The organism is Nocardia seriolae NBRC 15557 (assembly GCF_007990715.1).
GTDB lineage: Bacteria > Actinomycetota > Actinomycetes > Mycobacteriales > Mycobacteriaceae > Nocardia > Nocardia seriolae.
Genome location: NZ_BJWY01000119.1, coordinates 1 through 23888, shown reverse-complemented (window position 1 = coordinate 23888; position 23888 = coordinate 1). Strand labels below are relative to the sequence as shown.

Genomic DNA, 23888 nt, shown 5'->3' with positions numbered 1-23888 from the left:
CGACACTAGCAGGGTCACTGAGAGCAGTCATAACATTCGTGGGCATGGCGAATTCGGATTCCTGTTCGGTTTCGGGCTCGCGGGCCTGAAGAAGGCAGCGCATTACCACGCGGGCGTCTCACGACGCGCGCCTGCGCACTGCGGGCTGTTGTGGTTGCTGTTGTGAAACCCGTTACGGATCAATGGAATTGGCGAGCTGTACGGAGAACAGCGGAGACGATCGCGGCCTCCCGGCCGCCGGGCCTCATCGCACCGATGTGGTGATTACGTTCCGCATGTGTATTCACATCTCCTTGCGCCATCCAGACTTGTGGTCTGTTTCCGACAAGGTCACAGCTTGATTGCGCATTGTTAACACAGCCTGAACCAAAGATGAACGGACAGTGAACTGACCCGTGTGGCAACTCCGGGACCTGCATTAATACAAGCGCTGACCTGGTCATTCAATTCGAAACACAAAGTGTTTCAGATCACAGAGAAATTTAGCCCCAAGATCGCGATATACCGATATTTGCCCGATTTCCCGACGAGTCATCGGCGTTTCGCATTCCGAAAGTAACGTCACAGAAAATCACATTTGTTAACACAAATCACATTCGTCACTTTTGTAACGCGAAGTAAAGGCACTGCGGCGAAGCGGGCCCCGGATTAGGGTCTGACCATGGCATCTATCCGGGTCACCGAGGTATTGGCGGCCCTGTCGCTCACCACCGATCTGGCCACCGGAATGCCATTCGAGAAGGGCCTGGCGGTGTGCCTGGTGGCCGACGCGGTCGCCGCCCGGCTCGGCCTGGACGAGGCCGACCGCCGCGTGGTCTTCCACGCCGCCCTGCTCGGGGCCGTCGGCTGCACCAGCCGGGCCTCGGAGAACGCCGACGCCTACGTCGACGACATCGCCTTCCAGCGCGCCTTCCACACCCTCGACCCGGGCGATCCGGCGGTCTTCGCCGCCCAGCTGAACACCTTCGGCTCGTGGGCCCCGGGGGCCCAGGCCGCGCTGGCCCGCCGCTATGCCACCGAATCGCCCACGGGCGCGCCGTTCGCGGTCCGCTCGGTGTGCGAGGTCAGCCGGGCGCTGGGACCGCGGCTGGGGCTGCCGGAGGCGGCCGTACGGGCACTCACCGAGGTCAAGGAGCGCTGGGACGGGCTGGGCGCGCCGGATCGGCGCTGCCGCGACGAACTCTCGCTGGCCGGGCGCATCCTGCACCTGGCCGAACAGGCCGTGCTCGCCTACCGCGGCCGGGACCGCGCGGGCAGCCTGGCCGAATTGCGCCGCCGGGCGGGCGGGCACTTGGATCCGGACCTGGTGGCGCTCTTCGCCGCCGACCCGGACGCCATCTGGGCCGTACTGGACCAGCCCGACCTGCTGACCGCGGTGGTGAGCGCCGAACCCGGCCTGCCCACCGTGATCCGGCCCGAGGACCGCGACCACCTGTGCCTGTCCATGGCCATCGTGGTCGACCTGAAAGGCCGCTTCCTGCTGGGACATTCGGCGCACGTGGCCGAATTGTCGGATGCCGCGGGCGAACTCGCGGGCCTGTCGGCCGCCGATCGCGCGAGCCTGCGCGCGGCCGCGCTGCTGCACGATATCGGCCGCGCCGCGGTCTCCAGTTCGATCTGGGATCACCCGGGTCCGGTCGGCCCGGGCGACTGGGAACGCATTCGGCTGCACAGCTATTGGACCGAGCGCGTGTTGCGCCGCTGCCCCAGCCTGACCGATCTGGCCGAGGTGGCCGCGGGCCATCACGAGCGGCTCGACGGCAGCGGCTACCACCGCGGCGTGCGCACGCACGACCTGTCCCCGGCCGCCCGCCTGCTCGCCGCCGCGGACGTCTTCGCCGCCATGACCGAGGCGCGCCCGTACCGGCCCGCCCACAAACCCAGCGAGGCCGCGGCCCACCTGTCGGCCGAGGCGGCCGCCGGGCGGCTGGACCGCGAGGCGTGCGCGGCCGTGGTGGAGGCCGCCGGACTGCGCCCGCCGCGCGCCGAGTACCCGTGCGGCCTCACCGAACGCGAGGTCGACGTGCTGCGGCTGGCCGCGCGCGGGCTGTCCAATCGCCAGATCGCGGCGGAACTCGTTGTCTCCGAACGCACCGTGGGCCACCACCTGGCCCACATCTATGACAAGTGCGGCTACCGCACCCGCGCCGGTGCGGCGGTCTTCGCCATGGAGAACGGTCTGCTACCCGGCTGAGGTATAGGTCGATCGACCGATGTCGGGGCCGGGGCGGCGGGCCGATCATGGACGCACCCAATCGGTTGTAACCCCCTGGAGTATCCCCAATGTGCCCTTCCGCCAACCCCACTCACGCCGACACCGTCGCCGCGCTCTACCGCGCGTTCGAGACCGGTGACATCCCCGCCATTCTCGACCGGCTCACCGACGACGTCTCCTGGGACGCCGATTGGCCGGACAATACCGCCCAGCTCGCCGGGGTGCCGCAGCTGCAGCCCCGGCGCGGACCCGAGGAAGTCTCCGAATTCTTTGCCCTGCTGTCGGATTGGAAGTTCCAGGAGTTCAAGGTCGTCGATGTCATCGGAGCCGCCGGACAGGTGGTGGCCGAGGTCGAGATCGACGCGATCCTGCCCAACGGCACCCGGATCGTGGACCAGAACCTGCACCTGTGGAGCTTCGACGACGACGGCCGGGTCACCCGGCTGCGCACCTACGGCGACACCGCCAAGCTCATCACCGCCCACGCCGGGGGTCACAACGGAAGTTGAGTTGAAATGTCCCTGCTGGCAGACGTTCTCACCGCGTCTCGTCGCAACCTGATCGCGGCACCGGTGCTGTTGGCCGGTGCCGCGGTCGCGGTTGCGCTCGGGGTCGCCGGAACCCACTACTGGCCCGGCACCCGGTCCCTGCCCATGTGGGGATTCTCCGCACCGCAGATCTTCAAGGCGTACCTGAGCAGCCTGGTGCTGGTGTTCATCGTCGGCCAATTGCTCACGGCCGTATGGATCTACCGCTTCCACGCGCCCAAGCCCGTGCACGTCTACCACCGGCTGTTCGGCGCGCTGGCCTTCGGGCTGAGCCTGCCGGTGGCCTTCTACTGCCTCTATACCTTCGGCTTCCAGATCGGCCACGAGGTGCGACCGCGGGTTGTCGTGCACTCCCTCGCGGGTGTGGCCTGCTACGGGGCCTTCGCCTCGAAAATGCTTACGCTGCGGTTGAAACGGACCCCGAACTGGCTGTTGCCGGTGCTGGGCGGCCTGGTGTTCACAAGCTTCGTGCTGGCGTGGCTGCTGGCTTCGCTGTGGTGGTTTCGTACCGTCGGATTCGCGAGATGAGCAGGGGCAGCAGCGCCATCATGACCAGCAGGCGGACGGTCTGCACCCCGGTGATGAGCGGCAGGTTGGCGTTCATCTTGTCGGCGGTGGCCAGCACGGCGTTGATGCCGCCGGGCGTGGTGGCCAGATACAGGTCCGACATCTCGAGATCCACCAGATAGGCCAGCCCCAGCGCCATTCCGGCCACCAGCGCCGACAGCGCCAGCACCGCCGCGGTCATGGCCGGCAGCATGCGCGCCATCTCGCCCACCACCTCCCGGGTGAAGCGGGTGCCGACCTCGAACCCGATGAGCACGAACAGCAGATCCTTGAACAGATGGGTCGGCGCGTAGCCGTGGCTGAGGCCGAGCGCGGTCACCACCGCGGTGACCAGCATCGGGCCCAGCAGTGCGGCGTTCGGCAGGCGCAGGCGCGCCCCGACCCGGATTCCGATGAGGCACAACACGATCGCGACCGAGAGCCCGGCCAGCTGATCGCCGCGGCCGACGACCATCCAGAACGGCAGGTGCGGGTCGGTCACCGAGCCGCCGAGCGCCGCCGGACCGTAGCGGATGCCCTCCTCGTCGTCGAGCAGCGCCGCGACCGCCGGTGCGCTCAGGGCGACCAGCGCGACCCGCAGATACTGCATGAACGCCACCCGTCGCGGATCCGCGTCCAATTCCTCGGCCGCCGACACCACCGCCGCCGAACCTCCGGCCAGCATCCCGAGCGTGGCGGTGGGCAGATCCACCTTGGTGGCGCGCGCGAAAACCACTGCCACGCCGATGCTCACCAGCACCGTCGCCGCGGTCACCGCCAGCACCGGCAGCAGCCCCCAGCCGATCGAGGTCAGCAGCGAGACCTGTAGGTAGCTGCCCATGAGCACGCCCAGCATGGCCTGCACACCGACATTCAGCCCGCGTGGCAGCGGCGCGGGCAGCCGACCGGTCAAGGCCAGCCCCGCACCCACCACGATGGCGAGAATCATTTGCGGCGCGGGGAATCCGATCCAGTCCAGCAGAGTCGCACCACCGAGCACCGCACCCAGCAGTGCGATCCACACGCCAATCTGTCTCGGATTCATACGAATCGATGGTGCGCGGCCCGAATGAACCCCCGGTAACAGACCAGTTATCTATGCCGGATGCGCCGGTGTGATCTCCGATGCACTAACGGCGGGGGTGCTAGGCGAGTGCGCCGGTGCTCAGAAAGCCGAGCAGATCGTGGCGGGTGATGACGCCGACCGGCTTGCCGTCCTCGACGACCATGAGGGCGTCGGTGGACTCGAGCAGCTTGGTCGCCGCCGAAACCGGCTCGCCCGCACCGATGAGCGGGAAGGCCGGGCTCATGTGCTTGGACACCGGATCGGTGAGCTTGGCGCGGCCCTCGAACACGGCCGAGAGCAGATCGCGCTCGTTGACCGAGCCCGCGACCTCGCCCGCCATGACCGGAGGCTCCGCGCCGACGACCGGCATCTGCGAGACGCCGTACTCGTGCAGGATCTCGATGGCATCGCGCAGGGTCTCCTGCGGGTGGGTGTGCACCAGGTCGGGCAGCTCACCGGACTTGCCGCGCAACACTTCTCCCACGTGCACCTCGGCGGTGGTGCCGTCCAGGCGCGAGCGCAGGAAGCCGTAGGAGCTCATCCACTGATCGTTGAAGATCTTGGACAGGGAGCCGCGGCCACCGTCGGGCAGCAGCACGACCACCACAGCGTCGGGATCGCGCTCGGCGACCTTGAGCGCCGCGACCACGGCCATGCCGCAGGAGCCGCCGACCAGCAGGCCCTCCTCGCGGGCCAGGCGGCGGGTCATGTCGAAGGAGTCGGCATCCGACACCGCGATGATCTCGTCGGGGATGGCCGGGTCGTAGGCGCTGGGCCAGAAGTCCTCGCCGACGCCCTCGACCAGGTAGGGGCGGCCGGTGCCGCCGGAGTAGACCGAGCCCTCCGGGTCCGCGCCGATGATCTTGACCTTGCCGCCGGAGACCTCCTTGAGGTAGCGGCCGGTGCCGGTGATGGTGCCGCCGGTGCCGACGCCCGCCACGAAGTGGGTGATCTTGCCTTCGGTGTCGCGCCAGATCTCGGGACCGGTGGTCTCGTAATGCGATTCGGGGCCGCCCGGGTTGGAGTACTGGTCCGGCTTCCAGGCGCCGGGGATCTCGCGCACCAGCCGGTCGGAGACGTTGTAGTAGCTGTCCGGATCCTCCGGCGCGACGGCGGTCGGGCACACCACGACCTCGGCGCCGTAGGCGCGCAACACGTTCCGCTTGTCCTCGCTGACCTTGTCCGGGCAGACGAACACGCACTTGTAGCCGCGCTGCTGCGCGACCAGGGCCAGGCCCACACCGGTATTGCCGGAGGTCGGTTCGACGATCGTGCCGCCGGGCTTCAGCAGCCCGGCCTTCTCGGCGGCGTCGATCATCTTGACGGCGATGCGGTCCTTCGAGCTGCCGCCCGGGTTCAGGTATTCCACCTTCGCCGCCACCAGTCCCGAGTTCGGACCCACCACGGAGTTCAACCGGACGAGCGGGGTGTTTCCGATCAGATCGACGACATGGTTAGCGATGCGCATACCCCTCATCGTTGCAGAAAGGAGATACGCGCCAACGCGCACGTCGGAGATATCACCGCCGCGCGAACTAGCATCGGTTCCATGAGGATGCCGACGAGCTTGCCCGCCGCCTCCCTGCTACTCCCCCTCGCCGGGGTGCCCATGATCGTCACGGCCGCTCCCGCCAATGCCGTGACCTTCGAATTTCCGCAGGTCCAAAGCATGTATCACGATGCGATGCTGTGCGGCGGCAATATTCGCTCCTGGGCCGACACCGATCCGAAGTGGCCCGGCCGGGCCATCATCAACGTGCAGGCGCTGCCGGTCGGCGGGTTCGATCCGGGCGAGTACAGCTTCGCCCCGATGTGCGAGACCACGGCCACGGTCGCCTGGCGGAACACCACCACCGGGGCGGCCGGCGAATATCGAGTTCCCATCCTGGCGGGCTTCTACGGCAGCGAGCACTACGCCCTGTTCCAGGACACCGGGCCGGGCCACGTGGTCGTGAACGTCTTCACCGATATGCCGAACATCCCGGCGCAGAGCGCCTTCGACGTACCCGGGTGAGCGATATCCCACATCCAGTGGATGGGATACGGGCATACCGGATGTAGGAGCCGCGACACACCCGTCGTAAATTCGAAGCGGATCACCCCAGCAAAAAAGGAGTCCTCATGGCTGAGGCCGTCATCGTTTCGTACGCCCGCTCGCCCATCGGCCGCGCTGGCAAGGGTTCTCTGGTGAGCATGCGCCCGGACGCCCTGGCCGCCCAGATGGTGCAGGCCGCCCTGGACAAGGTGCCGGGACTGGCCGTGAGCGATATCAACGACCTGCTGCTCGGCTGCGGCCAGCCCGCGGGTGAGGGCGGCTTCAATATGGCTCGCGCCGTGGCCGTTCAGCTCGGCTACGACTACCTGCCCGGCGTCACCGTCAACCGGTACTGCTCCTCGTCGCTGATGACCACCCGTATGGCGTTCCACGCCATCAAGGCGGGCGAGGGCGACGTGTTCATCTCGGCCGGTGTCGAGACCGTGTCGCGCTTCCCGAAGGGCACCGCCGACGGCTGGCCCGACACCCACAACCCGAAGTTCGCCGAGGCCGAGGCCCGCACCAAGGCCACCAACGCCTCCAACGCGACCTGGACCGACCCGCGCGAGAACGACATCCTCCCGGACGTCTACATCGCCATGGGTGAGACCGCCGAGAACGTTGCCACCTACACCGGCATCTCCCGCGAGGACCAGGACCGCTGGGGCGTGCGCTCGCAGAACCGCGCCGAGGAGGCCATCAAGGCCGGCTTCTTCGAGCGGGAGATCACCCCGGTCACCCTGCCCGACGGCACCATCGTCACCACCGACGACGGCCCGCGCGCCGGCACCACCTACGAGAAGATCTCGCAGCTGAAGCCGGTCTTCCGCGCCGACGGCACCATCACCGCCGGTAACGCCTGTCCGCTCAACGACGGCGCGGCCGCGCTGGTCGTCATGTCCGACACCAAGGCTCGCGAGCTGGGCCTGACCCCGCTGGCCCGCATCGTGGCCACCGGCGTCTCGGGTCTGTCGCCGGAGATCATGGGCCTCGGCCCGATCCAGGCGGTGCGCAACACCCTGAACACCGCGGGCATGACCATCGACGACCTCGACCTGTACGAGATCAACGAGGCGTTCGCCGTTCAGGTCCTGGGCTCCGCCCGCGAGCTGAACATGGACGAGGACAAGCTGAACGTCTCCGGCGGCGCGATCGCGCTGGGCCACCCGTTCGGTATGACCGGTGCCCGCATCACCGCGACCCTGATCAACAACCTCCAGACCCACGACAAGCAGTTCGGTCTGGAGACCATGTGCGTCGGCGGCGGCATGGGTATGGCGATGATCATCGAGCGCCTGAGCTGACGCTCGGACTCTGATTGGGCCGCACGACCTCCAGGTCGTGCGGCCCAAATCGTTTGGGGGAAGGGTGGGGGTTCCCCACACCCCAAGCGGGGGCAAGCCCCCACACCCCCTACGCGTCGAGGTCGGAGCCGACCAGCCCGGCGATCTTGTCCAACGCGGCCTGATCATCGCTGGTGACCACGACTTCGGTGCCCTTGGTCGCGCCCAGGGTCATGATCATGAGGGCGGAGGCCGCGTTCACCGGGGCCCCGCCGACCAGCGCGAGGGTGACGGGAACGCCTGCGGCCGCGGCGGTTTCGGCGATAACGGCGGCCGGGCGGGCGTGCAGGCCGACGGACGAACCAACGACCACGGTGGTGCTGGGCATATCGACTCCTTGTGTGTGGGAAGGGTTTCTACGCGGCGGCAAGCACCGCGGGAGTTTCGGTGGTGACAGGTGTCTTGCGGAATTGCTTTGCGGCGGTGACGCACACGGCACCGATCACCGTGCCGGCCGCCAGGGCAATGAGGAATCCGGCGATGCCGCCGACGGCGAAGAACACGAAGATGCCGCCGTGCGGGGCGCTGAGGGTGGTGCCGAAGACCATGACCAGTGCCCCTGTGACCGCGCCGCCCGCCATCATGGACGGGATGACGCGCAGGGGGTCGGCCGCGGCGAACGGGATCGCGCCCTCGGAGATGAAGGATGCGCCGAGCAGCCAGGCGGCCTTGCCGTTCTCGCGTTCGGCGGTGGTGAAGAGCTTGGGGCGCAGGGTGGTCGCGAGTGCCATGGCGAGCGGCGGCACCATGCCCGCGGCCATGACGGCGGCCATGATCTTCAGCGAGGCCGCGTCATTGACATTGAGTCCGGCCACGGCGAACGAGTAGGCGGCCTTGTTGACCGGTCCGCCCAGGTCGAAGCACATCATCAGGCCCAGGATGATGCCGAGCAGGATGGCCGAGGTGCCGGAGAGGCTGTTGAGCCAGTGGGTGAGCCCGCTGGTGACGGCCGCCAGCGGCTTGCCGAGGAAGATGAACATGACCAGGCCGACCACCAGCGACGCGAACAGCGGGATGATCACGACCGGCATGAGGCCGCGAGCCCATTGCGGCACGCCGAGTTCGGCGATCCACAGCGCCGCGAAACCGGCGATGAGACCGCCGACCAGACCGCCCAGGAAGCCCGCGCCGACGAAGACCGCGACCGCACCGGCGGTGAAACCCGGTGCGAGACCGGGCCGGTCGGCAATCGCGTAGGCGATGTATCCCGCCAGCGCCGGCACCAGGAAACTGAATGCGAGCGAACCGATCTGGAACAGCACCGCGCCCAGGTAGGTGGCCAACCCGCCCGCGGGCAGATCGGTCAGCGAATTGTCCAGCACGATGGTCTTCGCGCTACCCGCGATCTCGTACCCGCCGAGCAGGAAGCCGAGCGCGATGAGCAGCCCGCCCGCCGCCACGAACGGAATCATGTAGCTGACACCGGTCAGCAGGATCTGCCGTAGCCGGGTGCCCCAGCCCAGCGAACCGGAATCCGTTGCGGCCGTGCTCGACTCGGACCGAGCAGCTCCGGATACGACGGCGGCACGGGGATCGCGCGCCGCCGCCAGCGCCTCGGCGACCATGGCGTCGGGCTCGTTGATGGCGCGTTTGACACCGGATTCGATGACGGGCTTGCCCGCGAACCGCTCCCGCCCCTTCACCCCGACGTCGGTGGCGAAGATGACGGCGTCCGCGAGGTCGATATCGGCGGCGCTCAAAGGTGTACTGCCACTGGATCCCTGGGTCTCGACCCGCACCGTGATGCCCGCGCGCTCCCCCGCCGCCACCAGCGCATCGGCCGCCATGTAGGTGTGCGCGATCCCGGTCGGGCAGGCGGTGATCGCGACAATCGACCGCGCCCCCGTTGCCGACTCCGAATCCGTGGTCGAATCCGACTGCGGAACAACCGGTCCGGGCGTCTCCCGGGGTTCCACGACGTCCGCCACCAGGGCGACGATGTCGGCGGGTGTGGCGGCCGAGCGGAGGGCGGACAGGAACTCGGGGCGGACCAGCGCCCGGGCCAATGCCGACAGCAGCTTCATGTGCTCGGCGGCCGCACCGTCGGGAGCGGCGATGAGGAAGACCAGATCGGCCGGGCCGTCGGGTGCGCCGAAGTCGACCCTGCGCGCCAGGCGGGCGAAGCCGAGCGAGGGCGTGTAGACGGCTCCACCGCGGCAGTGCGGGATGGCGATGCCGCCGGGAAGTCCGGTGGCCGACTGGCTTTCGCGGGTCAGCGCGGCATCGCGCAGCGCCACGGGCGAGGTGGCGCGGCCCGCGTCGGAGAGGCGTTGGGCGAGCGCCCCGATGACGTCGGCTTTCTCGCCGCCGAGGTCGGCGTCGAGGGCGATCAGGTCGGTGGTGATGATCGGGTCGGACATCACGGGGTCCTTCAGTGGTGGGGCTGGAAATCCAGGGCCGTGACCTGCACGGCGCTCGGGTCGGTGTGGTGCGGGCCGGGCAGTCCGGTCCCCGGGAGAGCGGCGGCGGCGCTGCCGTAGGCGACGGCGCGGCGCAGACGATCCGGTGGCGCGGCCTGTTCCAGATCGGCGAGCAGGTACCCGGCGAGTGCGGCATCACCGGCCCCCACCGTGCTGCGCGCCGTGATGGCCGGTGCGGTGGCGTGCCAGGCCCCGTCGGCGGTGACCAGTACGGCCCCGGCCGCGCCGAGCGTAGCGAGCACGGTTTCGACGCCGCGCGCCACCAGCGCTCCCGCCGCCCGGGCCGCCGCGTTCGGATCGTGCAGTTCGTCGGGGTCGCCGCCGGTGAGCTGGGCGAGTTCCTCGGCATTGGGCTTGATCAAATGCGGTGCGACGGAATCGAAATGCTCGGCCAACGCCAGCAGCGGACCGTCGGAGGTGTCGACGGCGACGCGGGTGCCGCGCAGCCGCCGCAGCAGCTCCACGTACCAGTCGACCGGCACCGCGGGCGGCAGCGAGCCGGACAGCACCATCCAGGAGGCTTCGTCCGAGAGCTCGACCAGCAAGTCCGCCAACGCGTTTCGCTCGACCGCCGACAGCGGCGGGCCCGGCTCGTTGATCTTGGTGGTGGTGCCGTCGACCTCGGTGAGCGTGAGATTGGTGCGCGCGGGGCCACCGCACGCGACCGCCCGGTAGTCCAGGCCGGTCTCGGTGAGCGCGCGCAGCAGCGGGTCGCCCGGGCTGCCGGGCAGCACGGCGACGGTCCCCGCTCCCGAACCAGCCACCACGCGAGAGACATTGACGCCCTTGCCACCCGGATACGAGGTGGCGGCGCGGGCCCGCTGCAGGTCACCCCGGCGCAGCGGTTCCGACAGCGTCACGGTGTGGTCGATGCTGGGATTGGCGGTCAGCGTCACGATCATGCGGTCACCACCTCGATGCCGAACTCGGACAGTTCATTCCGTACCGCGGGCAGCAGCTGCTCGTCGCTGACCAGGACGTCGATGTCCGCGATGGCCGCGAACCGCACCAGATCCTCGCGCCCTATCTTGGTGGAGTCGGCCACCACGACCACCCGGTGCGCACTGGCGACCATGGCCCGCTTGACGGCCGCCTCGTCGGGGTCCGGTGTGGACAGCCCGTGCCCGACGGTGAGCGCGTTGGTCCCGATGAAGGCCACGTCCACGCGCAGCTCACCGACCATGCGCAGGGTGTCCGCGCCGACGGCGGCCTGGGTGACGCCCCGGACCCGCCCGCCCAGCAGGTGCAAGCGCACCCCGGCGGACCCACTGAGCCGGGTCGCGATGGGCAGCGAGTTCGTCACCGCCACCAGTTCCCGATCGGCCGGGAGCTGGGCGGCGATCCGCGCCGTGGTGGTCCCGGCGTCGAAGAGCACGCTGCCGCCGGTGGACGGCAGGAAGGCCAAGGCGGCCTTGGCGATTCGATCCTTCTCGGCGGCCCGAGTGTGCTCGCGCTCGCCGGTGCCGAGCTCGATGGCGGTGAGGGCGGCGGCCGGTACCGCGCCGCCGTGCACGCGCCGGACCAGGCCGAGGCGGTCCAGGGCGGCCAGGTCGCGGCGCACGGTCTCGGTGGTCACCTCGAACTGCTCGGCCAGCTCGATGACCGATACACGACCACGCTGCCCGATCAGCGCGGCAATGGCCTGCTGCCGCTCCTCGGCGTACATCCGAAACCTCCAACATCGATGTTGACTTATGTTGTTTTATGCCCGAATGTGTTGTTTTGTCAACCGCCGCCTAGCTGACCAGGGCGGCCAGCGGATACCCGACGGCCACGGCCACCACGGTGGTCACGATGCCCGGCAGCATGAAGCTGTGGTTCAACACCCACTTGCCGAACTTCGTGGTGCCGGAATGGTCGAAGTTCACCGCCGCGATGCTGGTCGGATAGACGGGCAGGATGAACAGCGCGCACAGCGCCGGGAGCATGGCCACCAGGTGCGGCGCCGAGATGCCGAGGGCCAGCCCGAGCGGCAGCATGATCTTGGTGGCCGAGGCCTGACTCAGCACCAGCGCCGAGACCAGCGCGAGCACCACTGCGAACAGCCAGGTGTGCTGCTTGGCCAGATCACCCAGATTGCCGACGATGAGATCCTCGTTGGACTTGATGAAACTGTCTCCGAGCCAGGCCAATCCGAACACGCCGACCAGGGCGACCAAGCCCGCCTTGGCGACCGGGGTGCCCGGGATCTTGGGCGCCGAGACCTTGCAGACCAGCATGATCACGGCCGAGGTCGAGAGCATCAGTACTTCGATGGTTTCGGGCATGCTGAGGGTCTTGCCGTCGAACCCCGCGGGCCGCAGCTGCGGGAACGCGCCCGAGATCACCACGGCCACCACGCCGATCAGGAAGATGAGCGCGGAAAGCTTTGCCGTACGCGGTAGTTCGGGACGCTCGGCGGGATTCGCATTGACGGGCTCCAGTTCTCCGGCCGCCAGCCGACGCTGATACTCGGGATCGTCGGCCAGCTCCTTACCGCGACGGCAGACCGAGAGCGCCCCGGCGACCAGGCCGATGAGCACCGAGGGGACGGTGACGGCCAGGATCTCGACCATGCTCCACCCGTCGGGACCGAGCACGACGACCGTGGCGGCCATGGCGGCCGACACCGGACTGGACACGATGGCGGACTGACTTGCGATGGCGGCCATGGAGATCGGCCGTTCGGGCCGCACCCCGCCCTCCCGCGCGACCTCGTGGATGACCGGCAGCAGCGGGTAGAGCAGGTGCCCGGTGCCCGCGCCGATCGTGAACAGGAAGACCACGATCGGCGCGACGAAGGTGATCCGCTTGGGATTGCGGCGAATCATGCGCTCGGCGATGCGCACCATGAAGTCCACTCCGCCCGCGGCCTCCATGGTGGCCGCCGCGACGACCACCGACAGGATGATGAGCAGCACGTCGACCGGTGGCGAGGTGGGTGCGACGCGAAACACGGCGGCGAGCGCGAAGACGCCCACCGCTCCCCATACGCCGAGCCCGATGCCGCCCACGCGCGATCCGATCAGGATCGCGGCGAGCACCACCGCTAACTCGAGAAGCATCTGAATCATCGGATGAACCGCCTCAAAATTTATCTAGATCAGTCATGAGTCGCGGGACAAATGCCCTGACTATCGGCCGCGAGTCGAAATGACAGATCTGTTTGATCAATAATTTTGCTAACGGTTTGCTCCCGTTGGAAGAGACTAGCCCATCGAAGTAGGAGTCAACGTGGACACCATGTCCGACATGATCGAGACCACCTCGATCGCCACCGGGATCGACGTCGAGGACCTGAAGGCCCTCACGGCGGTCGCTCAATACCGCGAATACCCCGCGGGAGCCGTGGTTTTCCACGAGTCCACGCCGCGCGACTGGTTCGGCATCGTCATGCGCGGCCGGATCGAGATGGTGACCGGCCTCGCCGGGCACGAGACAGAACTCGGCACAGTGCGTGCGGGCGGGATGATTTCGGAGATGACGCTGCTCGACGGCGGCACCCACATGGCCACCGCGCGCACCTCGGGCGGCGCGGAGGTGCTCATCGTCACCCGCGAGGCCATCGAGGAGCTGTCGGCCCGCGAACCCGAGCGCTACCACCGCATCGTGGCCCGCGTCGCCCAGCTGGTGGCCGCCCGCCTGCAGTCGTTGTCGAGCCGCCTGGCCGAGGCCGTGGTGTCCCAGCACGCGGTGGGAGGCATTCGGCGCGAACATGATTCGCTCGGCGAGCGGGAGATCCCGGCCGAGGCGTACTACGGCGTGCAGACCCTGCGCGCCATCGAGAACTTCCAGATCTCGGGCATCAAGCTGCGCAAGTTCGGGCACCTGGTGCACGCGCTCGCCTACGTGAAAAAGGCCGCCGCGCTGGCCAATTACGAGCTCGGCGCGCTGGATGTCGAGAAGGCCGAGGCCATCACGCTGGCCTGCGACGAGATCCTGGCCGGAAAACTGCACGGGGACTTCATCGTCGACATGGTGCAGGGCGGCGCGGGCACCTCGACCAATATGAACGCCAACGAGGTCATCGCCAATCGCGGCCTCGAAATCATGGGACACGGCAAGGGCCGGTACCAGTTCCTGCACCCGAACGACGATGTGAACTGCTCGCAGTCGACCAATGACGTGTACCCGACCGCGGTGAAGCTGGGCGTGTACCTGTCGCTGCAGGACGCCGCCGAGGCCATGGCCGAACTCCAGAAAGCCTTGCAGGCCAAGGCCGCCGAGTTCAGCGACGTCATCAAGATGGGCCGCACCCAGCTCCAGGACGCCGTCCCCATGACCCTGGGCCAGGAGTTCGGCGCGTACGGCGTCATGGTCGGCGAGGCCATCGCGCACCTGAAGCGGATCGCCGAGGACCTGCTCGTGGTGAACATGGGCGCGACCGCCATCGGCACCGGCATCACCAGCCCGCCCGGCTACGCCGAACTGTGCGCGGCCAAGCTGGCCCACGTGACCGGCCTGCCCATCCGCCCGGCCGAGGATCTGGTCGAAGCCACCCAGGACAGTGGCGATTTCGTGGCCGTCTCGGCCACCATGAAGCGCGCCGCGGTGCAGCTGTCGAAGATCTGCAATGACCTGCGGCTGCTGTCGATGGGTCCGCGCGCGGGGCTGGCCGAGATCAATCTGCCCGCCATGCAGCCGGGTTCGTCGATCATGCCCGGCAAGGTCAATCCGGTTATCCCGGAGGTCGTTTCGCAGGTCTGCTTCCAGCTCATCGGCTACGACATGACCGTCACCATGGCCGCCGAGGCCAGCCAGCTCGAACTCAATATGGCCGAGCCGATCATGGCCTACGACCTGCTGATGGGCACGCTCATGCTGCGCAATGCCGCTGTGACGCTGACCAATCGGTGTGTCACCGGCATCACCGCCAATCGCGAGCGCTGCCGGGAACTGGTCAACAACAGTATCGGCCTGATCACCGCGCTGGTCCCCGCCCTCGGCTACGAGGAGTCGGCCTCGATCGCCAAGGAGGCGTTGCGGACCGGCGGCAGCGTCTACGACCTGGTGCTACAGCGCGGCGCGCTCACCCAGGAGGCCCTGGACGAGCTGCTGAGCCCGGAGAAGATGACGGCCCCGCGGGCGCGCACGCTGTGACCTCCACACCCGAGCGGGAGCGGACCCGCGCGCAGATCCCGCAACGCACACTGCGACTGGACAATTGGCTGGCGCAACCGATCGTGACGGCGTCGATCCTGACAGCCTTCATCGTCTACGCCGCCTATGTCATCCTGGCCAACGACCACTACGCGTCGGGCCCGTATCTGTCGCCGTTCTACTCGCCCAACCTCACCGATGTCGGCATGCACGGCTGGGGCTGGGTGAGCTGGCCGGCCTGGATCACGCCCTCGGTGCTGATCATCTGGATTCCCATGGGATTCCGCTTCACCTGCTACTACTACCGCAAGGCCTACTACCGGGCCTTCTGGCAGTCGCCGACCGCGTGCGCGGTGAGCGAGCCGCACCGCAAGTACACCGGCGAATCGCGTTTCCCGCTCGTCTTCATCCAGAACATGCACCGCTACTTCTTCTGGCTGGCAGTGGTTTTGAACGTGGTGCTCACCTACGACGCCGTCATCGCCTTCCGCGACTACGACGGCCGCTGGGGCCACATGGGCCTGGGCACGGTGGTCATGATCGTGAATGCCGCACTGCTGTGGATGTATTCGCTGTCCTGCCACGCCTGCCGTCACGCCATCGGCGGCCGCCTCAAGCACTTCTCCGACCATCCGATCCGGTACCGGCTGTGGACCTGGGTGAGCCGGATCAACCCGCACCACCAGCGCATGGCCTGGATCTCGCTGATCTGGGTGGCCTGCACGGACCTCTATGTCCGGCTGCTCTCGATGGGAGTCATCAGTGACCTTCGATTCTTCTGATCAGGTAACCCGGCACGAGTACGACGTGGTGGTGATCGGCGCGGGCGGCGCGGGACTGCGCGCGGCCATCGAGGCCCGCAGCCGGGGCCTGAGGACCGCCGTCATCACCAAAACCCTGCTGGGCAAGGCGCATACGGTGATGGCCGAGGGCGGGGCCGCCGCAGCCATGGGCAATGGCAATCCGAAGGACAACTGGCAGGTGCACTTCCGTGACACCATGCGCGGCGGGAAGTTCCTCAACGACTGGCGCATGGCCGAATTGCATGCCAAGGAGGCCCCCACCCGCATCTGGGAGCTGGAGCACTGGGGTGCGCTGTTCGATCGGACGAAGGACGGGCTGATCTCGCAGCGCAACTTCGGCGGCCACGAGTACCCGCGGCTCGCGCACGTCGGCGACCGCACCGGGCTCGAGGTGATCCGCACCCTCCAGCAGCGCCTGGTCGCCCTGCAGCGCGCCGACGCCGAGGAGTACGGCGACCCCGAGGCCGGGCTGAAGGTGTTCGACGAGACCACCATCACCCGCCTGCTCACCGACGACGGCCGGATCTCCGGCGTGTTCGGATACGTCAGGCAGACCGGCGAATTCGTGGTGCTGGCCGCACCCACCGTCATTCTGGCGACCGGCGGCCTGGGCAAGATGTACACCGTCACCTCGAACTCCTGGGACTACACCGCCGACGGCCACGCGCTGGCCCTGCGCGCGGGCGCGGAGCTGGTGAACATGGAGTTCATCCAGTTCCATCCCACCGGCATGGTGTGGCCGCCCTCGGTGCGCGGCGTGCTGGTGACCGAGGGGGTGCGCGGCGACGGCGGCGTGCTGCGCAACAACGCGGGCCGCCGGTTCATGTTCGACTACATCCCCGAGGTCTTCCGGGAGATCTACGCCGACAACGAGGCCGAGGCCGACCGCTGGTACACCGATCCCGAGAACAACCGGCGGCCACCGGAACTGCTGCCGCGCGACGAGGTGGCGCGCGCCATCAACTCGGAGGTGAAGGCGGGACGCGGTTCACCGCACGGCGGCGTGTTCCTGGATGTCTCCACCCGCATGACGCCCGAGGAGATCCGGCGACGGCTCCCCGCCATGCATCACCAGTTCGCCGAGCTGGCCGGTGTGGACATCACGCGCGAGCCCATGGAGGTCGGGCCGACCGCGCACTACGTCATGGGCGGCATGCGCGTCGACGCCGACACCACCGCCACCACCCTGCCCGGCCTGTTCGCGGCGGGCGAGTGCGCCTCCGGCATGCACGGCTCGAATCGGCTCGGCGGCAATTCGCTGTCGGACCTTTTCATCTTCGGTGCCCGCGCCGGCGCCGGGGCGAACGAATACCTCGCGGCCCTGGGCGATTCCCGGCCGGTGGTGCACGAGGCGGCGGTCGCGGCGGCCCTGACCGAGGCGCTCGCGCCCTACGCGTGCGAGGACGGCGAGAACCCCTACGAGGTGCACCAGGCCCTGCAGCGGGTGATGACCGAGCTGGTCGGCATCGTCCGCGACGGCGACGAGCTCGCCAAGGCGCTGGGCGAACTCGAACTGCTGCGCGAGCGCGCGGAAAACGTTCGGGTGGAAGGTGATCGGCTGTACCACACCGGTTGGCACCTCACCTTCGACCTGCGCAATATGGCCCTCATCGCCGAATGCGTAGCGCGATCGGCGCTGGAGCGCAATGAATCTCGCGGCGGCCACACCCGCGGCGACTTCCCCGCCATGGACCCGTCCTGGCGCGGCGTGGTGCTGACCTGCCGCGATTTCGACGGCCGGGTGCATCTGTCGCGACGCATCATGCCGCCCATGCGGGCGGACCTGGCGGCCCTGTTCGAACCGGACGAGCTGCGCAAGTACTTCACCGCATCCGCACTCGCCCAGTTGGGAGTGGCCCGATGAAAAAGACTGTGACCGTGCGCGTCTGGCGCGGCGAGGGCGGACGCGGCGCGCTCGAGGACTACGAGGTCGAGGTGAGCGAGGGCGAGGTCGTGCTCGACGTCGTGCACCGGCTCCAGGCCACCCGATGCCCGGACCTCTCGGTGCGCTGGAACTGCAAGGCGGGCAAATGCGGTTCCTGCTCGGCGGAGATCAACGGCTTCCCCCGGCTCATGTGCATGAGCCAGGCCACGCAATCGGTGGTCGGCGACGCCATCACCATCACCCCGCTGCGCGCCTTCCCGGTGATCCGCGATCTGGTGACCGATGTGTCGTTCAACTACATCAAGGCCCGCGAGGTGCCGCCGTTCCAGCCCGAACCCGGCATACGGCCCGGCGAATACCGGATGATGCAGGAGGACGTGCAGCGCAGCCAGGAATTCCGCAAATGCATCGAATGCTTCCTGTGTCAGAACACCTGTCACGCCATTCGTGACCACGAGGAGAAGATGACCGCGTTCGCCGGTCCGCGTTTCCTCATGCGGGTGGCGGAATTACAGATGCATCCCGCCGACGTCCTGGACCGGCGCAAGCTGGCGCAGGACGATCTGGGCCTGGGCTACTGCAATATCACCAAGTGCTGCACCGAGGTGTGCCCCGAACACATCAAGATCACCGACAATGCCCTGATCCCCCTGAAGGAACAGGTGATTTCACGCAAATACGATCCGCTGGTGTGGCTGGGCAGCAAGCTGCTGCGCCGGGAACACCTGGAGGCCGGCCACATTCCCGGTATCGCATTACCCGAGAGGTAATCGACTTCGTTCCCGCCGCGCGGAAGTATCGAGGGCAGCAAGACAATCCCGAACGAGGAGCTCGAAATGCCCGGTTACGCAATCGCCCAGCTGTGGGACGTGGACGTCAACGCCGACATCGTGGAATACCTGGAGAAGATCGACGGCACGCTGCGGCCGTTCGGCGGCAGGTTCCTCGTCCACGGCGGCAAGCAACGCGTGATCGAGGGACCGGCCACCGGAGTCGCGATCGTCATCGAATTCCCGGACTACGCGGCGGTCAACGACTGGTACGCGTCGGCCGCCTACCAGGAGATCCTGCCGCTGCGCCTGCGCAACAGCTCGAGCATCGCGATCATCGCCGACTACTGCGGCGACGATCACGTGTCCACCGATGTATTGAAGGAGGTGGTGGCCGACAGCTGAAGGCTCTCAGGCTGGCTACACAGCAGTGGGCGGGCATCGGATTCCGATGCCCGCCCACTCACGTATTCAACTGTGCGTCAGCCGCTTACCGGTCCTGGAAGTAGCTCAGCAGGCGCAGGATCTCGAGGTACAGCCAGACCAGGGTGACGGTCAGGCCGAAGGCCACGCCCCAGGCCGCCTTCTCCGGAGCCTGAGCCCGGATGAGCTGGTCGGCGGCGTCGAAGTCGAGCAGGAAGCTGAAGGCCGCGACGCCGATGACCACGAGGCTGAAGATGATCGACAGGGTGCCACCGTCGCGGAGGCCGAAGCCGCCCGAGGTGAAGATCGCGGCGATCGCATTGCCGAGCATGAGCACCAGCACGCCGATCATGGCGCCGACGATCATGCGGGTCAGACGCGGGGTGACGCGGATCGCGCCGGTCTTGTAGACCACCAGCATGCCGAAGAACACGCCGAAGGTGCCCAGCACCGCCTGCGCGATCAGGCCGGAACCGCCGACACCGCCGAAGGCCACATTGGTGAACAGGCACGAGAAGGCGCCCAGCATCAGGCCTTCCAGCGCCGCGTAGCTGAGCACCAGCGCCGGATTGTCCTGCTTGCGACCGAAGGTCATGATCATCGCGAGCACGAACCCGCCGAGGCCGCCGACCAGCACGAACGGCAGCGCCAGCGCGTGGTTGCCCGCGGTGAGCGCGTACGACAGGATCGCGAGCAGCGTGGTGACACCGAGGGTGATGCCGGTCTTCTGCACGACATCGTCGATGGTCATCGGGCGGGTGGTGGGCACCGCCGGCTGCTGGTAGGGCTGCTGGTAGCCGTAGCCCGGGTACTGCTGCGGCGACTGCTGACCGTACGGGTCGTTCGGGTTCTGTCCGGCTCCAGGCGCCGAGCCGAAGCCGGCGTAGCCACCCTGCTGCGGCTGCAAGTTCCGGAAGACCGGGTTGGATGTGGAGCGCACTGTGCGTCCCTTTCTGGAGTCGCGGCTCACGTAGGTCGTGGCCTGTGAAGCTACTCGTCCAACGCGCTGCGGGGGTCCGTAGTTCCCGAACCCCCATAGATCGGACTAACTGGACTTTACCTGAGCTTTACCGAATGTGCCGCGCGGTCGCGGCCCGCGTCAGCCCAGCTGGGTCATCACCCGCTGGGCGATGAGCTCGAGGTGGTCCAGGTCCGACAGATCCAGAATCTGCAGGTAGATCCGGCTCGTACCGGCGATTTCCGCGTACCGGCCGATCTTGTCGACCACCTCGTCGGGGCTGCCGGCCAGACCGTTGGCCTTCAGCTCGTCCACCTCGCGGCCGATCACGGCGGCCCGCTTCGCCACCTCGGCATCGGACGCACCGACACAGGCGACGAGAGCATTGGAGAAGGTGATGTCGGCGGGATCACGTCCAGCGTCCTTGGCGGCCTTGCGGACTCGGTCGAACTGATCGGCGCTGGCCTCGGCGGACTGGAACGGCACATTGAACTCGGTGGCGTACTTCGCGGCCAGCCGCGGGGTGCGCTTGGCGCCCATGCCGCCCATGATGACCGGGATCCGCGACTGCGCGGGCTTGGGCAGCGCCGGGGAATCCCGCAGCGTGTAGTGCTCACCGTCGAAGCAGAAGGTCTCGCCGACCGGCGTCTGCCACAGGCCGGTGACAATGGCCAGCTGCTCCTCGAAGCGCGGGAACTTCTCGGCCGGGAAGGGGATGCCGTAGGCGGCGTGCTCGGCCTCGAACCAGCCCGCGCCGAACCCGAATTCGACGCGGCCGCCGGACATGGCGTCGACCTGGGCCACCTCGATGGCCAGCACGCCCGGGTGGCGGAAGGTGGCGGAGGTGACCAGGGTGCCCAGCCGGATGCGGCGGGTCTCGCGGGCCAGCCCCGCCAGGGTGATCCAGGCGTCGGTGGGGCCGGGCAGGCCGTCGGCGTCGCCCATTTTCAGGTAGTGGTCGGAGCGGAAGAAGGCGTCGTAGCCGAGGTCCTCGGCGGCCTTGGCCACGGTGCGCAGGGTGTCGTAGGACGCGCCCTGCTGGGGTTCGGTGAAGACTCGAAGATCGATTCGTCCCATGTGCCCTATTGTTCGGCGTCGTGCAGACCGCGCACCGACCGGGTCACCGTGAATTTTCGATTGCGGCCCATCACATCGGTTTTCCCGACCATGCGCTCCATGACGCCGCGGTAGTTGAGGTGCGTGTTGTAGACGGTCCACAGTTCGCCACCGGGTCGCAGCACACGGCCGGTCTGCTGGAACATCTTGATGGCCGAGCCGGTGTGCACGGCCGCGCCGACATGGAAGGGCGGATTGCACAGCACCAGGTCGGCACTGTTGTCCGGGGCGCCGGACATGGCGTCGTCCTGTAGCACGGTCACCCGGTCGGCCACGCCGTTGGCGGCGGCGGTGGCACGGGTGGAGGCCACGGCCGCGGCGGACTGGTCGGTCGCGGTCACCCGCAGACCCGGGCGCGCCTTGGCCAGCGCGACCGCGAGAATGCCGGTGCCGCAACCCAGATCGATGGCGTCACGGGCATCGGGCTTCATGCGCTCGAGGTAGTCGAGCAGAAAGCGGGTGCCGATATCCAGGCGCGGACCGGAGAAGGCCGCACCGTGCGCGACCACCTCCAGATCCCGGTCGTCGAGCCGGTTGCGGACCGGGAAGCGCGGCTCACCAATGGGTTTCGGCTCCGAGGCGAGCAGGATGCGCGACTTCTGGCGGCCGCGGCTGGCGCGCACCGAGCCGAAGGACTCGGCCAGCACCTCGTTCATGGCCGGGGTCAGGTACTTGTCGCGGCCACCGGCGAAGACCTGGACCTCCGGGTCGGCGTAGCGGGCGATGGCCTCCGCGGTTTCGGCGAGGCCGGACAGGGCCCGCGGCAGCCGCCACAGCACCACGCGCACCCCGTCGAGCAATTCCAGCCCCAGCGGGTGGGTTGCGAAACGATCGGAAAGACCGACAATCCGGGCGTTGTTGGCGAGCGCCAATTCACCGGTCAGCAAATCCTGGTGCACCCGTACACCGCGCAGCCCGTGCGCGGCGATCACACCGAGGGTCAATGCGCCATAGCCGTCATCGATAACGGTGACCCGCCCATCGCCCGCGGCGGCCAGCGAATCCGCGGCGACATCCAGCATGAGCCGGTCCGCGGCATCGACCGCGAACAGGTTCACCGCTTCCACATCCGGATACCGCCGCAACCGGCGCAAGACGTCCTCGACCTCAACCACACCGACAGTGTGCTAGATCATTGCCGCCCTATTCCATTCGGGACGGTCAACGCTAATTTCCCGGAATTGAATGAGCCCGGCGATAATCTGCGAGAGCGCAAAACATATGAGGATCGCGTTCAGGCCGAAGCGTTTTCCGGATTGCCCTCGCTTCGCCGGGGCATCACCGCCGACGCGCCGATGAGCACCACCGCCATGGCGGCCACCCCCACGAACACCAGGTGCACGGCAGGCGCGAGCTGCCCCGCCGCCGGATGATCGACACCGCCCAGGCGTGTGTTGACCACCGCGCCGAACACCGCGACACCGACCGCGCTGCCGATCGAGCGGGCGAACATATTGGTGGCGGTCACCACACCGCGCTCGGACCACTCGGCACTGGCCTGCGCCGCGATCAGGGTCGGGCTGGCCACCAGCCCCATGCCCATGCCGACGATGAAACAGCCGATCGCCACCCACAGCAGGCTCGAGTTCGCATCCACCGTCAGCAGCGAAACCGCGCCGACGACCGCGAACCCACTGCCGATCACGGCGGTGGCACGGAAACCTATGCGCAGGTACACCTTTCCGGCCTGCGATGCCGACACCGGCCAGCCCAGGGTCAACGCGCCGACGGTGAGTCCCGCGACCAGCGCCCCGCTACCCAGCACGCCCTGCGCGAAGGTCGGCACATACGAGGTCAGACCCAGCAGGATCGCGCCGACCAGCAGCGAGGCCAGACTGCTGGCCACCACGATGCGCCGGGTGAAAACCCACAGCGGCAGTACAGGATTCGCCGCCCGCCGCTCCACCAGCCCGAAGGCCGCCAGCACCACCGCGCCGCCCACGAACAGCGCCAGACTCTGCGGCGAGGTCCAGGCCCACGCCTGCCCGCCCTCGAGCAGCGCCAGAATCAGCGCCCCCGCGCCGAGGGTGAGCAGTCCCGCACCCAGGTAGTCGATCCGATGACGCTGCCGCGGTGTGCATTCGGTGAACTTGCGCAGAATCATCCAGCCCGCCAAGGCCGCCAGCGGCAGATTGATCAGAAAAATCCACCGCCAGCTCACGTACTCCGAGAACACCCCGCCCAGCAGCGGCCCGAGCACCGACGAGGCGGCCCACACACTGGCCAGATACGCCTGCACCTTGGCCCGCTCCCGCACGGTGTAGATATCCCCCGCAATGGTGATCGAAATCGGCCCCACCGCCCCCGCCCCGATCCCCTGCACCGCCCGAAACACGATCAGCCCCACCATGCTGGTAGCCAACCCGCACAACAGCGACCCGACCGCGAACACCCCGATCCCGAACAGCATCACCGGCTTCCGCCCCACCATGTCCGCGAGCTTCCCGTAGATCGGCACCGTCACCGCCTGCGCCAGCAGATAGATGCTGAAAAGCCAAGGAAACTGGGCGAACCCACCGAGCTGATCGGTAATCGTGAGCACCGCGGTCGCAATGACGGTCGAATCCAACGCCACCAGCGAGGTCGACAACATGATCGCCGCCAGAATCGGTCCCCGCTCCGACCGCAACCCGACCGACAACTGCGCATCGGTGGCCGTCATCGCCACCCCCTCTCGTCTA

The 23888-nt window shown here is 68.0% G+C and carries 21 protein-coding genes and 1 pseudogene; 11 read left to right on the top strand and 11 right to left on the bottom strand.

What is annotated here, in order from left to right:
* Positions 1–661: 661 nt before the first annotated feature.
* From NS2_RS28340 to NS2_RS28330, 3 genes are all read left to right on the top strand, one after another.
* The gene (locus NS2_RS28340; RefSeq protein WP_033090451.1) at positions 662–2194 is read left to right on the top strand and encodes an HD domain-containing phosphohydrolase; all 1533 of its coding nucleotides are present in this window, start codon (positions 662–664) and stop codon (positions 2192–2194) included.
* 89 nt (positions 2195–2283) lie between these two features.
* Complete coding sequence (locus NS2_RS28335) at positions 2284–2724, top strand: nuclear transport factor 2 family protein (protein ID WP_033090450.1); 441 nt, start codon at positions 2284–2286, stop codon at positions 2722–2724.
* A gap of 6 nt (positions 2725–2730) precedes the next feature.
* Positions 2731–3291: a DUF6529 family protein gene (locus tag NS2_RS28330; RefSeq protein ID WP_033090449.1), complete on the top strand. Its 561-nt coding sequence runs from the start codon at positions 2731–2733 to the stop codon at positions 3289–3291.
* Here the strand turns inward: NS2_RS28330 and NS2_RS28325 are convergent.
* Positions 3221–4354 carry an AbrB family transcriptional regulator gene (locus NS2_RS28325; RefSeq protein WP_052086909.1) on the bottom strand — a complete coding sequence of 378 codons (1134 nt, stop codon included), beginning with the start codon at positions 4352–4354 and terminating at the stop codon, positions 3221–3223. The genes NS2_RS28330 and NS2_RS28325 overlap by 71 nt on opposite strands.
* Positions 4355–4454: 100 nt before the next feature.
* Entirely contained in the window at positions 4455–5843 is a 1389-nt protein-coding gene (locus tag NS2_RS28320) for a cystathionine beta-synthase (protein WP_033090448.1), read from the bottom strand.
* 81 nt (positions 5844–5924) lie between these two features.
* Between NS2_RS28320 and NS2_RS28315 the strand changes: the two genes are divergently transcribed.
* Positions 5925–6389: a hypothetical protein gene (locus NS2_RS28315; protein ID WP_033090447.1), complete on the top strand. Its 465-nt coding sequence runs from the start codon at positions 5925–5927 to the stop codon at positions 6387–6389.
* A gap of 107 nt (positions 6390–6496) precedes the next feature.
* Positions 6497–7714, top strand: coding sequence for an acetyl-CoA C-acetyltransferase (locus NS2_RS28310; protein ID WP_033090446.1), 1218 nt, complete (start codon positions 6497–6499; stop codon positions 7712–7714).
* Positions 7715–7823: 109 nt separating this feature from the next.
* On the opposite strand, the gene NS2_RS28305 is transcribed toward NS2_RS28310, so the two are convergent.
* From NS2_RS28305 to NS2_RS28285, 5 genes are all read right to left on the bottom strand, one after another.
* A complete protein-coding gene (locus tag NS2_RS28305; RefSeq protein ID WP_033090445.1) occupies positions 7824–8081 on the bottom strand; it encodes an HPr family phosphocarrier protein in 258 nt (85 codons plus the stop codon).
* Positions 8082–8109: 28 nt separating this feature from the next.
* Entirely contained in the window at positions 8110–10113 is a 2004-nt protein-coding gene (locus NS2_RS28300) for a PTS fructose transporter subunit IIABC (protein WP_033090444.1), read from the bottom strand.
* A gap of 11 nt (positions 10114–10124) precedes the next feature.
* Positions 10125–11075 (bottom strand): 1-phosphofructokinase family hexose kinase, encoded by a 951-nt coding sequence (locus NS2_RS28295; RefSeq protein ID WP_033090443.1) that lies wholly within the window; start codon positions 11073–11075, stop codon positions 10125–10127.
* Entirely contained in the window at positions 11072–11839 is a 768-nt protein-coding gene (locus NS2_RS28290) for a DeoR/GlpR family DNA-binding transcription regulator (protein WP_033090442.1), read from the bottom strand. The genes NS2_RS28295 and NS2_RS28290 overlap by 4 nt, the downstream gene beginning before the upstream one ends.
* 70 nt (positions 11840–11909) lie before the next feature.
* Positions 11910–13217 carry an anaerobic C4-dicarboxylate transporter family protein gene (locus NS2_RS28285; protein WP_033090455.1) on the bottom strand — a complete coding sequence of 436 codons (1308 nt, stop codon included), beginning with the start codon at positions 13215–13217 and terminating at the stop codon, positions 11910–11912.
* Positions 13218–13395: 178 nt separating this feature from the next.
* Here NS2_RS28285 and NS2_RS38555 point away from each other — a divergent pair.
* From NS2_RS38555 to NS2_RS28260, 6 genes and pseudogenes are all read left to right on the top strand, one after another.
* Positions 13396–13677, top strand: a pseudogene (locus tag NS2_RS38555) (cyclic nucleotide-binding domain-containing protein); the annotation flags it as partial.
* A gap of 168 nt (positions 13678–13845) precedes the next feature.
* Positions 13846–15252 carry an aspartate ammonia-lyase gene (aspA, locus tag NS2_RS28280; protein ID WP_373456111.1) on the top strand — a complete coding sequence of 469 codons (1407 nt, stop codon included), beginning with the start codon at positions 13846–13848 and terminating at the stop codon, positions 15250–15252.
* Positions 15249–16034, top strand: coding sequence for a succinate dehydrogenase subunit SdhC (gene sdhC / locus NS2_RS28275; RefSeq protein ID WP_147207344.1), 786 nt, complete (start codon positions 15249–15251; stop codon positions 16032–16034). Before aspA ends, sdhC begins: the two co-directional genes overlap by 4 nt.
* Complete coding sequence (locus NS2_RS28270) at positions 16015–17919, top strand: fumarate reductase/succinate dehydrogenase flavoprotein subunit (protein ID WP_033090440.1); 1905 nt, start codon at positions 16015–16017, stop codon at positions 17917–17919. Before sdhC ends, NS2_RS28270 begins: the two co-directional genes overlap by 20 nt.
* The gene (locus NS2_RS28265) at positions 17916–18710 is read left to right on the top strand and encodes a succinate dehydrogenase/fumarate reductase iron-sulfur subunit (protein ID WP_045439232.1); all 795 of its coding nucleotides are present in this window, start codon (positions 17916–17918) and stop codon (positions 18708–18710) included. Before NS2_RS28270 ends, NS2_RS28265 begins: the two co-directional genes overlap by 4 nt.
* 66 nt (positions 18711–18776) lie before the next feature.
* Positions 18777–19115 carry a DUF1330 domain-containing protein gene (locus NS2_RS28260; RefSeq protein WP_033090439.1) on the top strand — a complete coding sequence of 113 codons (339 nt, stop codon included), beginning with the start codon at positions 18777–18779 and terminating at the stop codon, positions 19113–19115.
* An 85-nt stretch (positions 19116–19200) separates the two neighbouring features.
* Here NS2_RS28260 and NS2_RS28255 read toward each other — a convergent pair whose 3' ends face one another.
* The 4 genes from NS2_RS28255 to NS2_RS28240 all read right to left on the bottom strand — a co-directional run bounded on the left by NS2_RS28255 (position 19201) and on the right by NS2_RS28240 (position 23869).
* Positions 19201–20073, bottom strand: coding sequence for a Bax inhibitor-1/YccA family protein (locus NS2_RS28255; protein ID WP_033090438.1), 873 nt, complete (start codon positions 20071–20073; stop codon positions 19201–19203).
* A 159-nt stretch (positions 20074–20232) separates the two neighbouring features.
* Entirely contained in the window at positions 20233–21159 is a 927-nt protein-coding gene (locus tag NS2_RS28250; RefSeq protein WP_033090452.1) for an LLM class F420-dependent oxidoreductase, read from the bottom strand.
* Between the two features lie 14 nt (positions 21160–21173).
* Positions 21174–22322, bottom strand: coding sequence for a class I SAM-dependent methyltransferase (locus tag NS2_RS28245; RefSeq protein ID WP_033090437.1), 1149 nt, complete (start codon positions 22320–22322; stop codon positions 21174–21176).
* Between the two features lie 119 nt (positions 22323–22441).
* Positions 22442–23869, bottom strand: coding sequence for an MDR family MFS transporter (locus tag NS2_RS28240; protein ID WP_033090436.1), 1428 nt, complete (start codon positions 23867–23869; stop codon positions 22442–22444).
* Positions 23870–23888: the final 19 nt, after the last annotated feature.

What these genes read in the sequence shown, in the direction of transcription:
- NS2_RS28305 (WP_033090445.1), bottom strand. Translation starts at nt 8,081, where the DNA reads ATGCCCAGCACCACCGTGGTCGTTGGTTCGTCCGTCGGCCTGCACGCC.
- NS2_RS28285 (WP_033090455.1), bottom strand. Translation starts at nt 13,217, where the DNA reads ATGCTTCTCGAGTTAGCGGTGGTGCTCGCCGCGATCCTGATCGGATCG.
- NS2_RS28240 (WP_033090436.1), bottom strand. Translation starts at nt 23,869, where the DNA reads ATGACGGCCACCGATGCGCAGTTGTCGGTCGGGTTGCGGTCGGAGCGG.
- NS2_RS28260 (WP_033090439.1), top strand. Translation starts at nt 18,777, where the DNA reads ATGCCCGGTTACGCAATCGCCCAGCTGTGGGACGTGGACGTCAACGCC.
- NS2_RS28335 (WP_033090450.1), top strand. Translation starts at nt 2,284, where the DNA reads ATGTGCCCTTCCGCCAACCCCACTCACGCCGACACCGTCGCCGCGCTC.
- NS2_RS28315 (WP_033090447.1), top strand. Translation starts at nt 5,925, where the DNA reads ATGAGGATGCCGACGAGCTTGCCCGCCGCCTCCCTGCTACTCCCCCTC.
- NS2_RS28340 (WP_033090451.1), top strand. Translation starts at nt 662, where the DNA reads ATGGCATCTATCCGGGTCACCGAGGTATTGGCGGCCCTGTCGCTCACC.
- NS2_RS28325 (WP_052086909.1), bottom strand. Translation starts at nt 4,354, where the DNA reads ATGAATCCGAGACAGATTGGCGTGTGGATCGCACTGCTGGGTGCGGTG.
- NS2_RS28320 (WP_033090448.1), bottom strand. Translation starts at nt 5,843, where the DNA reads ATGCGCATCGCTAACCATGTCGTCGATCTGATCGGAAACACCCCGCTC.
- NS2_RS28330 (WP_033090449.1), top strand. Translation starts at nt 2,731, where the DNA reads ATGTCCCTGCTGGCAGACGTTCTCACCGCGTCTCGTCGCAACCTGATC.
- NS2_RS28295 (WP_033090443.1), bottom strand. Translation starts at nt 11,075, where the DNA reads ATGATCGTGACGCTGACCGCCAATCCCAGCATCGACCACACCGTGACG.
- NS2_RS28300 (WP_033090444.1), bottom strand. Translation starts at nt 10,113, where the DNA reads ATGTCCGACCCGATCATCACCACCGACCTGATCGCCCTCGACGCCGAC.
- NS2_RS28310 (WP_033090446.1), top strand. Translation starts at nt 6,497, where the DNA reads ATGGCTGAGGCCGTCATCGTTTCGTACGCCCGCTCGCCCATCGGCCGC.
- NS2_RS28290 (WP_033090442.1), bottom strand. Translation starts at nt 11,839, where the DNA reads ATGTACGCCGAGGAGCGGCAGCAGGCCATTGCCGCGCTGATCGGGCAG.
- NS2_RS28265 (WP_045439232.1), top strand. Translation starts at nt 17,916, where the DNA reads ATGAAAAAGACTGTGACCGTGCGCGTCTGGCGCGGCGAGGGCGGACGC.